The sequence below is a fragment of the Desulfosporosinus sp. OT genome (genome assembly GCF_000224515.1).
Taxonomy (GTDB): Bacteria; Bacillota; Desulfitobacteriia; order Desulfitobacteriales; family Desulfitobacteriaceae; genus Desulfosporosinus.
Genome location: NZ_AGAF01000136.1, coordinates 1 through 11,038, shown reverse-complemented (window position 1 = coordinate 11,038; position 11,038 = coordinate 1). Strand labels below are relative to the sequence as shown.

The 11,038-nt window shown below is 45.6% G+C and carries 11 protein-coding genes; 10 read left to right on the top strand and 1 reads right to left on the bottom strand.

Features of this window, described 5'->3' with window-relative positions:
• A partial coding sequence (locus DOT_RS12645) for a PAS domain S-box protein (protein WP_009619129.1) occupies positions 1-810 on the bottom strand: 810 nt, incomplete at its 3' end.
• A gap of 320 nt (positions 811-1,130) precedes the next feature.
• Between DOT_RS12645 and DOT_RS12640 the strand changes: the two genes are divergently transcribed.
• From DOT_RS12640 to DOT_RS12595, 10 genes are all read left to right on the top strand, one after another.
• A complete protein-coding gene (locus DOT_RS12640; RefSeq protein ID WP_009619127.1) occupies positions 1,131-2,261 on the top strand; it encodes a glycosyl hydrolase family 18 protein in 1,131 nt (376 codons plus the stop codon).
• 277 nt (positions 2,262-2,538) lie between these two features.
• On the top strand, positions 2,539-3,279 hold the full coding sequence (locus tag DOT_RS12635; RefSeq protein ID WP_009619124.1) for an ABC transporter ATP-binding protein: 741 nt from the start codon (positions 2,539-2,541) through the stop codon (positions 3,277-3,279).
• Positions 3,280-3,287: 8 nt separating this feature from the next.
• The gene (locus DOT_RS12630) at positions 3,288-5,801 is read left to right on the top strand and encodes an FtsX-like permease family protein (protein ID WP_242833829.1); all 2,514 of its coding nucleotides are present in this window, start codon (positions 3,288-3,290) and stop codon (positions 5,799-5,801) included.
• Positions 5,802-5,990: 189 nt separating this feature from the next.
• Positions 5,991-6,533: a helix-turn-helix transcriptional regulator gene (locus tag DOT_RS12625; RefSeq protein ID WP_009619112.1), complete on the top strand. Its 543-nt coding sequence runs from the start codon at positions 5,991-5,993 to the stop codon at positions 6,531-6,533.
• A gap of 304 nt (positions 6,534-6,837) precedes the next feature.
• The gene (locus DOT_RS12620) at positions 6,838-7,194 is read left to right on the top strand and encodes an NADH-quinone oxidoreductase subunit A (RefSeq protein ID WP_009619110.1); all 357 of its coding nucleotides are present in this window, start codon (positions 6,838-6,840) and stop codon (positions 7,192-7,194) included.
• Complete coding sequence (locus tag DOT_RS12615; RefSeq protein WP_009619109.1) at positions 7,185-7,706, top strand: NADH-quinone oxidoreductase subunit B; 522 nt, start codon at positions 7,185-7,187, stop codon at positions 7,704-7,706. Before DOT_RS12620 ends, DOT_RS12615 begins: the two co-directional genes overlap by 10 nt.
• The gene (locus DOT_RS12610; RefSeq protein ID WP_009619107.1) at positions 7,696-8,184 is read left to right on the top strand and encodes an NADH-quinone oxidoreductase subunit C; all 489 of its coding nucleotides are present in this window, start codon (positions 7,696-7,698) and stop codon (positions 8,182-8,184) included. The genes DOT_RS12615 and DOT_RS12610 overlap by 11 nt, the downstream gene beginning before the upstream one ends.
• A gap of 11 nt (positions 8,185-8,195) precedes the next feature.
• Positions 8,196-9,299, top strand: a complete 1,104-nt coding sequence (locus tag DOT_RS12605; protein ID WP_009619105.1) for an NADH-quinone oxidoreductase subunit D — start codon at positions 8,196-8,198, stop codon at positions 9,297-9,299.
• Positions 9,300-9,562: 263 nt separating this feature from the next.
• Positions 9,563-10,618 carry an NADH-quinone oxidoreductase subunit NuoH gene (gene nuoH, locus DOT_RS12600; protein ID WP_009619103.1) on the top strand — a complete coding sequence of 352 codons (1,056 nt, stop codon included), beginning with the start codon at positions 9,563-9,565 and terminating at the stop codon, positions 10,616-10,618.
• 4 nt (positions 10,619-10,622) lie between these two features.
• Positions 10,623-11,036, top strand: coding sequence for an NADH-quinone oxidoreductase subunit I (locus DOT_RS12595; protein WP_040412096.1), 414 nt, complete (start codon positions 10,623-10,625; stop codon positions 11,034-11,036).
• The last annotated feature ends 2 nt before the right edge of the window (positions 11,037-11,038 follow it).

The following is an 11,038-nucleotide window of genomic DNA, read 5'->3' as shown; positions in this document are numbered from 1 at the left end:
GGGCCTCTCAATGCCGTAGAAGGCAAGGCTCAAAGCACGGTTGCTTTTACCTAACATATCCTCTTTTGGCACTCCAGATTGCTCCACCATCGCCCTGTTCCAGGCGATAATCCTTTTATCCTGGTCAACTACTACAGTGGCATCAGGCAAAAATTCTATTATGTCAGTCAAACGCTGGTTTACTTCCCGCAAGGTTTTTTCCGTTTTCCGATGCTCGCTAACTTCTTTTCTTAGTTGGATATTAACTTCTGACAACTCCCGGGTTCGCTCTTGCAACTCTCGCGTTCTTTCCTCGACGAGGGTTTGCAGTTCGTCATGGTGACGTTTAATCTCTTGTTCCATTTCTATACGTTTGGTAATGTCCCGAATTGATTCGAAGGCACCGATTACGCGGCCTTCCTCATCGAACAAAGGAGACGCCGCTGCCCATAAATAGGCTCCTCGGCCGCAATATAATGTTGGGATATATATCTCAACACGTAATACGTATCCATCTCGTTCCACGAAATCGTATTTTGCGGAAATTTTTTCATCATAATCGAAGACGAGGTCAATCAAACCGGAAAGCGGCTCACCGTAAAAAGGAATCATATAGCGACAATCACCATGTCCAATTATGTCCTGCTTCTTAATCCCGGTCATAGCCTCCATCGCCCGGTTCCAGGCTACAACTCGTCTTTGTTCGTCTAAGACGAAGGTGGCATCGGGAAGAAACTCAATAATCTCTGCAATATGCAATTTGTCAAGGGGAGAATTTAAACGAAACCCTCCTCCCGATGTTATCCTATGCGGTTCACTGTTACTAACCATAAACCACTACCGTCCTTCTGCCCCTAATCTTAATCTGACTATTCTGGTGGAAAAGGATTTGGGTAAATTTTACACAATTCAATATACTTTCTCTCTCTCCAGCCAGAATCCTTCTCGTTTATACATTTATTTGGTTGATTTTTACTAAACTCTACAGGTGAAACAGTACTCACAGCGCGGATTAGGATTATATCTTTATCGTGTCGTGGTACGTAGGGAATATGCAATGGAAGAGAGAGTCATTGCAGAGGTTCATACATAAGGAAAAATGAAGAGGATAAAATATAAGTCAGTTACCGAAATGACGAAGGAGTGAAAGCATGAAACGGTACCTGACTTTATTTATTGTATCCTTTATAATATTAGGTTCAGCGCTGCTCGGTTGTGCAGGCGCTCAGCCTACACCGCAGTCATCGTCCCCATCTCATAAAGGTGACAAAGACAAACCTCCACAAGCTGAGGCTTCCCGTAAAGATGTTTTAGGCTCAGAGAAACGTGTTGTTTTAGGTTTTTATACTGACTTAGGAAGTGTCGAATCAAAGGCAAAGCAATCCGTGATCAAACACATTAAAGCCATTGATGAACTAGCATTTTTCTGGTATTCCTTCGATGGAACAGGCAAAGTTAAGAATGCGAATGTTGATTTAAGCATTAAGGAAATAGCTCAGAAAGGAGGAGTGAAAGTTTACGCATTAGTTCATAATTTGAGTGAAAAGCAATTTGATCCACAAGTAGCTCATCAGGTCTTGGCGAATCCAGTAGTTCGTAAAAGCTTTATCAACAATCTGCTTGCCTTAACAACCAAAGAAAATTGGGATGGTATTACCATCGATATAGAAAAAATTTCATCGGCTGATCGCAATAATTACTCTACATTTATTAAAGAATTGCAGAGTGCTCTAAAAGCGAAAGATAAAGTTCTTAATGTATCGATACCAGCAAAATACCACGACGATCCAAATGATACATGGTCAGGTGCTTTTGATTATGCTGCGATTGGTAAAGCAGCTGATGAAGTTGTCTTAATGACTTATGAAGAACATGGTGTGGGTACGACTCAAGGTCCTATCGCCTCTCAGGGTTGGGTTAACCGAGTGATTGAATATGCAACGGGGAAGATTCCCAAAGAAAAAATTGTCATAGGCCTGCCTGTATATGCCAGCAACTGGGCGTCAAACAAGCCAACATCACCAACGTATATATCTTATGCTCAAGCCAATAATTTAGCGCGGAAACATAAGGTCAGCATTTTGTATGATGAAACACAACAAGTTCCTCACTATACGTTTACCGATGCCGGAGTGCGTCATGAAATTTATCTAGAAAATGTTCGCAGCTTAAGTGCAAAGTTAGATTGTGCTAAGAAAAATCAACTGCATGGAGTTGCCATTTGGCGCTTAGGCATCGAAGATCCATTGTTGTGGACTGATGTCTTAACAAATTATGGTTAAGGTCATAATAAGGTTTATTAGTATTCTTGATAAGATTATTAATCTGCTCACGCCACTCTATGTATGGTTTGTGTTTAAGCATTTACCAGAATAGACGATAGATCATGAAGTAGGTTTAATTTTTCATTTTACAGCTGATTTACCATAGTCTCATACGTCTTTCTTAACGTTGCTGCTCACAAATTATCGGAAACTACCTATTGATGTTCACCCTCTCTGGATATATACTATTAGCTAGATATATACTTTTAGCTATAGGGGCAGAGAGGGTGTAACTATGGTTGAAACCGCAGTGATCAAAACCAAGGAATCCGTGGGAGAAAACCAAATCAGGGGATGTGAGGTGAGGCTAGATCAAGTGAGTAAACACTATATCCAGGGCAAAGAACAGGTAGCAGCTCTGGATAAAGTGAGCTTAGAAGTCAAAGCAGGTGAATTCCTGGCAGTTATGGGGGCCAGTGGGTCCGGCAAGTCGACACTTTTAAATTTAGTGGCTGGCTTAGACAAGCCAAGCCAAGGGGATATGTTTCTCAATGGCCGGGCAATCTCCGGTTGGAAGGATAAACAGCTAACTCTGTTTCGTCGTCAAGAAATTGGTTTTGTCTTTCAGTTATTTAATCTGATCCCTACTTTGAGTGCCGAGGAGAATGCCGCTTTGCCTTTGCTTATGGTAGGCGAGTCTCGCTCAGTTTGGCAGCCGAAGGTAAGTGACTGGCTGAAGCGGGTGGGTCTTGAAAACCAGCGTAAACACTATCCGGCAGAATTATCAGGGGGTCAAATGCAAAGGATAGCCATTGTACGGGCTCTTATTCACCATCCTTCGCTTATTCTGGCCGATGAACCGACCGGTAACCTAGATTCCAAAACTGGGGATCAAATGCTCTTTATATTGAAAGAAATCACTGAAGACCTGGGAGTTACCCTGATTATGGTTACGCATGATCCGATGGTTGCTGCTTATGGTCACGCTCTTATTACCCTGAAAGATGGGCGAATCCTCGATTCGGCGGCGAGGTGAGAGAGTTGTTGAGTCTAAAGTTAGCTTTAACCTATTTTCGGCGTCGTAAACTGCGGGCGATTTTAACCACCCTGAGTGTGGCGGTAGCAATAGCAGCCTTGGTTGCGTTGCAAGGGTTGCATGGTAGTATCGATTATGTGACCGGAGAGTTAGCAGGTTTGCTGGGGGGCAATGCCCAGTTGGAGGTGAAAGCCCCTCAAGGTGGCATGAGTGAGTACTTATTGGCTACAGTGCCAAAGACTGCAGGGGTACAATTGGCGGTTCCTTTCGTGCAGATCTCCGCGCAAATCAATGAATTGCCGGGATTTACCACAGTGATGGGCATTGTGCCCGGAGAAGATGAAAAAATTCGTTCTTATCACCTAAGGCAAGGCCGCATGCCCGCCAAAGACCAGCGAGAAATCGCAGTTCCCAAGGAATTGCTGCGAGGGAAATCAGTACGAGTGGGAGATATCTGGCAGATCCAGACTATACAAGGAATGCAGGGTTTTAGCTTAGTTGGGATCTTAGAAGACAGTGGAGTGGCTCGGGCCAATAGTGGCGCAGTGGTCTTTATGCCCCTGACTACAGCCCAGAAGGCTTTCGGGTTGGAAGGCAAACTATCGTACATAAGTGTTGTTCTGCAAACGCATGAGAATGTTCACGCGGTGCAAAAAGCCTTACAAGAAAGCTTGGGTAATAGCGTAGAAGTGCTCACTCCTTTGAGGCGAAGTGAGAACACAGACAAAATGATGATTTTTTTAAAGAGCCTTGATAATGTCTATGGGTACATGGGATTGTTCCTGGCTTTATATGTCCTGAATAATTCCATGCGAGTCTCGGTATCCGAACAACGCTGTCACCTTGGTATCCTGCGAGCTTTAGGTTGGCAACGCTGGGAAATTCACAAATTAATCATAGTCCAGGTCTTACTAATCGGGGTGATCGGCAGTTCACTTGGTCTCCTCTTGGGAACTTACTTGGCCCAAGGTTTGTTGAGCTCAGTGAGCGATACTTTGCGTGATGTGTATAAAGTATACATCCCCCGCATTCGTTTTACAGCGCTTGATTACGCCATAATCTGGCTTGCTGGTGTATTGGCCTGTCTTATCTCCGCTTGGCTGCCCGCCTGGAAGGCTGCCCGTATCGCCCCAATCGAGGCTATGAACAGCCAATACTCTAATACTGAACTTGGTTACACTCGGTGGCGGGTCTTGGTTGGCGCTATGCTAATGATTACGTCCTTGGCAATTCTAACCTGCGTAAACAACATGTCGTTAGTATTTCAGGCCGCATTATCCGGTATAGTGATAGGGGCAGCCGTCTCGATGCCGCCTATTTTGATCTTATTCTTACGAAGGTTAGAACCCTTGGTTGAAATGTTTTTTGGGTTGGAAGGCCGTCTGGGGATAAACTCCTTTCGGCGCGCCCCAAGACGCGCGGTGGCTGCCGGGATGCCAATACTTCTTGGCTTGGCTGTGGCTTTCGGTTTCCAAGGAATACTTGCCAGCGTTAACCAGACAATGGTCAGCTACTGTAATGCCTTAATTTCGCCGGACATCGTGATTACCCAAGGATTGCAGACCGCCTTCAGCAATCAAGTAGGATTACCGGAATTGTTGTTAGAACGAGTACGGAAGGTGGACGGGGTAAGAGTCGTTGCAGGAATACGTACCACCGGCATTCAATGGCAGGGTAATCTTGTTGATCTCCAATTATACGATATCGCAGACTGGCGCCAATTTAGCGTTCCTCCTGTGATCGAGCCAAGGCCGGAAGAAGCCTTAGACGCTCTGGAACAGAAAGGTCAAATATGGGTTTCTCAATCCATGGCTTTAATCTATGGTTTGCACATAGGAGAAAAGCTGGCGATTCCCACCCCTGCCGGAACCATTCAGTTTGCTATTGCGGGTATTACAAAGGATTTCTATAGCTATAATGGCAGTGTGTATATGAACCGTCAAGACTATATTCGTTACTGGGGCGACCACTCGATTGATTATGTTTGGTTAGCTTTAGACCCAGGCGTGTCTCCGGCCTTGGTACGGAATCGGCTTGAAGCAAATCTGAAAAGTGACTTTCGAGTGCAAGTGACTTTGGCGTCGGATTACGTGGACAGCATGTTAAAGTTGACAAGAAGGATCACCGATATCTTTAACTTAGTGGTCATCGTGAGCCTGTTGGTAGCAGCGGCGGGTACTGCTAATTCTATGCTGATCTCAGTATTGGAGCGGGTCCGCGAAATTGGCACCCTCCGTTCTGTAGGTCTTACACGTGGGCAAATCAGAAGTATGTTCATGATTGAAGCGGGGGCGTTGTTCCTAGCTGGGATTATTCTAGCCATTCCGGTGGCAATAATTATCCAGATTTCGGGCACGATGTTTGATAAAAATACAATTGGGTGGGTACTAGAAGTAAGTATTCCTTGGACCAGGAATATTGGCGTTGCCCTCGCTATGGCTTTGGCAGTTGGTCTGAGCGCAGTGTACCCCGCCTGGTTGGCCTCAAAGGTTGATCCGGTCCAAGCATTGCGTTCGGAGTAAAGGAGAAAAATGAAAGGAATGTTGATTTAGCCCCCAAGTGGTTCCATGCATATGGATACGATCTTTAGACATGAATCATTAGCTTAGAGTATCTTGGAACAGGGCTTGGGCCAGACAATCATGAAGTTGTAATGTTGATGCAGCTTTAACAGAAAAACTATACAGAAAAATTAAGGGGAGAAGTAAGTCATGCCGGTTAAACACGCCATCTTAGGTATTTTGAAAGAGGCCCCACGCCATGGATATGAACTAAAAAGTATTTTTGATGAGCGAATAGGGAACTTCTGGAACCTTAATTACGGACAAATCTACACGACCTTGGACAGGTTGGAAAAAGAAAGTTTTGTTAGTGGCACTGAAGAAGAGCAAAATTCCCGCCCAGACAAGAAAGTGTACGATATTAGCTCGAAAGGGGTCCAAGAGCTCGAGCGTTGGCTCCAGGAACCGGCTACCAAACCTCGCCCTTTACGCGATGAACTCTTTATCAAATTATTATTCACAAACCGAGAGAATCCGGAGCTTGCGCTCCGACTAATTGAACGACAGACTCACATTTATATGGAACAAATGAGAGAACTGACGGAAACTAAGTACCGTCTGACCAAAAAAGGCATTAACCGGGACAATATGATGACAGGCTTGCTCACCGATGCGGCCTTGTTCCATGCTGAAGCCGATGTCCGGTGGTTAAGCCATGTGGAAGCCAAAATCCTTGAGTATGTCAAGAAGTAGGGAGAATAAGGATAAATTGTTAATCTTGTTTTCTGCCGAAAACAATTCGAGTTCGAACCACGCATCTCAACATAATCTCGAATCTCGAATCTTGAATTGGCTTCAGCAGAGGTGAAGATATAACGTTAGCAGTTTTGCAATGGCGTTCCAATGAGTGGTAAACAGTTGGGAGCTGAGCAGGATGCAGGGTGCAGAAAGGAGGGGAAAAAATTACAAGAGAAACTCAAAAGAATTCAAGCAGTTAATTTAAAAACAGGTAGACGAAGGAATCGGTAACCTTTAGGAGAAAGGGAGGGAATTGAAAATGTCAGACAATTTTGCGGCAGTAGGATTGTTGTTTGCCTTTGCAGTAGCCTTACCCATCGTGGTTATGGCTGTGGTTAGTCTGTTGGCACCCCATAAGCCGCATAGGGAAAAGTTAACGACCTATGAATGCGGTAACGAGCCAATTGGCAGGGCGTGGATTGGATTCAAAAGTAACTACTTTCTCTATGCTATTGTCTTCACTGCCTTTGATGTAGAAACAATTTTTTTGTATCCTTGGGCCTTGATGTTTCGTAAACTAGGAGCGTTTGCTTTTGTTGAAATGTTTGTGTTTATGATCATTCTCATCGTCGGTTTTTGGTACGCTTGGAAGGAAGGTGCTTTGGAGTGGATGTAAAAAGGGAGAAAGAGCTGCGGGAGGCTGAGGTTGCGGCTGAAAAAAACATCCTGCGGACCAGCATCGAAAAATTTCTGAACTGGGGTCGAGTGCATTCTTTTTGGCCGAATTCATTCGGTCTGGCTTGTTGTGCGATTGAGATGGCCTCGACAGGAGGTGCTCGTTATGACTTATCGCGTTTTGGTTATGAGGTCTTTCAAGCCTCACCGAGGCAAGCTGATTTAATGATTGTGGCAGGAACTTTGACCAGGAAAATGGCACCTGTCGCGCGACGGATCTATGATCAAATGCCGGAGCCTAAATGGGCTATTGCTATGGGTAATTGTGCTTGCTCGGGAGGGCCCTTTGCCGATTCTTATGCCGTGGTGCCGGGGGCGGATAGTATTATTCCGATTGATGTCTATATCCCAGGCTGCCCACCCAGGCCGGAGGCTTTGATTTATGGGATGCTCCAACTTAAACAGAAGATCCAAAATCCCTCCAAAGTGAGGTTAATGAAGCATGGCAAATGAAGTGTTGAGAGCGCGAGTGGGTGAGTTGGCGGCTCGGGTCAAGGGAGAAGTTGGAGAGAGCCTGGGCGTACTCGAATTAACTATTAATTCCGCTGAGGCCATTGAAGCGTTAACGGGTGCCAAGAACTTTGTGGATGTACCTTGTGATTTTTTGCATGACCTAGCCGGAATGGATCTGGAGGATCATCTTGAAGTTGTTTACCAATTATCCAGTCTGCGCGGTCCCCAGCGTTTACGCATTATTGCCCGAGTTGAACGGGATAATCCCGTGCTGGACTCTGCCACATGTCTTTGGAAAGGGGCAGACTTTTTGGAGCGGGAAGCGTTTGATATGTTCGGCCTTCAATTCCGAGGACACCCAAATTTGAAGCGGATATATTTGTGGGATGATTTTGAAGGATATCCCATGCGCAAAGATTATGTTATTGAAAGTCACGAACAACGTGCGGTGATGCGAGTAAGAAAAGAAGGGGAATAGGTGGGGTAACGATGACAATTGCAGGAACTCAAGAATATGCACTGAACATGGGCCCCCAACACCCGAGTACGCATGGCGTGTTTCGCATGGTGGTCCATTTGGATGGCGAAGTTGTCACTAAAGTTGAACCCAAAATTGGGTATCTCCATCGTGGTTTGGAAAAAATGGCGGAAAGCCGCACGTATACTCAGTTTATTCCGTACACGGACCGTTTGGATTATCTGGCAGGTCCGCATAACAGTCTTGGTTACGTCCAAGCGGTTGAAAAATTGATGGACCTGGAAGTTCCCGAACGGGCGGAGTACCTCCGCGTTATCTTTGCAGAATTGGGGCGGATTGCCAGTCACCTGGTAATGATTGCCAGTGGGTCGTTAGATATTTGCGGCTGGACCCCCTGGAGTTATTGTTTCCGTGACCGCGAACGGATTCTCGACCTTTTTGAAATGACAGCCGGCAATCGTATGACACCAAATTACTTTCGTATCGGTGGGGTTAGTCATGATGTGCCAGATGAATTTTGGCCTGCCTTGCAGAGTTTTCTCGATGATCTGCCCGAGAATATGGAGGAGTACTTTGGGATCTTTTTCGGCAATGAGATTGCTCAAGCGCGCATGAAAAGTGTAGGTATTCTCCCTAAGGAGTTGGCAGAAAATCTGCTGATCACGGGAGCAAATCTCCGGGCCTCTGGGGTAAAGTATGATGTACGCAAGGCTGAGCCTTACAGTATCTACGACCGGTTTGAGTTTGATATTCCGGTGCTCTATGGCTGCGATACCTATGATCGGCATCTTCTTCGGCTGCTGGAAATTCAGGAGAGCAGAAAGATTCTCCTCCAAGCCTTGAGAGATATCCCAACCGGGCCTGTGATGGCGAAAGTTTCTAAGGTGATTAAGCCTCCGGCCGGCAGAGTTTATCATCGAGTTGAGAACCCTAAGGGCGAAATGGGCTGGTACCTTGTGAGTAATGGGACAACGAAACCGGCTAGGGTAAGGATACGTACCGGAGCCTTTGTCAACGTTCAGATGCTCTCGGAGATAATTGCCGGCTGGAAGATCCAAGATCTTGTGACTATTTTCGCATCGATGGATCTGGTTTTGGGGGAAGTAGATAAGTAGAGATCGGCTGTAAACTTGTTCAGTCAAAGCTGAACATCTGGAATTCGGTAAGAAAGTTTCCGATGACGATAGTGTTCGGTGGACACTATCGCCGAAGTGCACGGCACTTTACGAATACAATTGCGCTGAGGATAGGTTTCGCTGAGCCACTTATCCCAAGAGGACATTTGCGGTGAAGGAGGAGTCTATCTCTACCGATGTAGAGTATGAAATTCTCGCTTTTGCGAAGCGGGAGTTTCGGAACTGGAAGAGGTGAGTAAACAATGGACGCTTTAAACAATGTGTTTGTAAATATTGCGGATGCCATCCGCGGCCTGTTTGCGGACTCTCACTCATTTGGTGCTGATTTAACGATTAATATTATTGTGTTTATTGTGCTCTTTTTGATTATGGTTGTTGCAGCGTTGTTTCTCAGTTTGGTGGAACGCAAATTTGCCCATTGGGTATCTCAAAGACCCGGTCCCAATCGAGTAGGGCCACATGGCTGGTTTCAATTTATTGCCGATGCGGTAAAAATGTTGGGTAAGGAAGATATCACGCCTGCCAGGGCGGATAAATTTCTCTTTAAAATCGCGCCCATGATTCTGGTGGGGGTTACCTTGATGGCTTTTGGTGTGCTTCCGTTCGGGAAAAGAATGGTAGCAATTAATCTTGATTTGGGAATTTTCTACTTTTTAGCAATTTCATCTCTATCAACTTTGGCGCTGTTAATGGCGGGGTGGGCATCCAATAACAAATACTCCTTATTAGGGGGACTGCGAGCGGTAGCCCAGATGATTAGTTATGAAATCCCTTTGCTTTTTTCTTTGTTAGGGGTTGTCATGATTACACAGACTTTCAATCTATCCTCGATTATCGAGGCTCAGAAAACCGTTCCCTTCATTTTTCTGCAACCTTTAGCCTTTGTCATTTATTTGATAGCCGGTATTGCGGAAACGAACAGGGCACCCTTTGATCAGGTTCAAGGAGAGCAGGAGATTGTCGCTGGACCGTTCACAGAGTACTCTGGGCTCCGGTGGGGACTGTTCATGCTCGCCGAATATGGTAATGTGGTGGCTACATCGGTAATTGCTGTTTCGCTGTTTCTGGGTGGCTGGAATGGCCCTGGCTTCCTGCCGGGCTGGCTCTGGTTCATTCTCAAAATCTGGTCAGTCATTTTCCTGATGATGTGGATTCGCTGGACCTTTGTCCGGATGAGAATCGATCATCTGATGCATTTTGCCTGGAAAATCCTGCTTCCTTTATCCTTGGCGAACATTTTCTTAACAGGGATTGGTATTTATTTTTACGAGTTGCTCAGTTTGCGGATTGGAGGGTAAAAGCGTGTTTGGTAAAGGTTTATTAAAAGGTTTGAGTATTACACTCAAACGTTTCGTCGGCCCCAATCTTGCAGAAGCTTATCCGGAAGTAAAGCCGAGTCTGCCTCCCCGGACGCGGAGTTCCATGGTTCTTGAACCTGGGAAGTGTATTGCTTGCGGACTTTGTGTCAACGTTTGTCCGAATCAAGTCATTGATCTAACCAGCGAAAAGGATGAGAACAATAAAAAGCTCTTAAAGACGTATGTTATGAACATTGGCCGCTGTCTTTTGTGTGGGTTATGCACCGAGGCTTGTCCGACCGGCGCGCTGAAACTCTCCCTAGAGTTTGAAAATGCAGCCTATCAGCGCGAAGAATTACTTTGGGATATGATTGCGCGTTCTAAGCAGTCGAATAAGTTCAGCGGGAAGGTGGGGTAAGT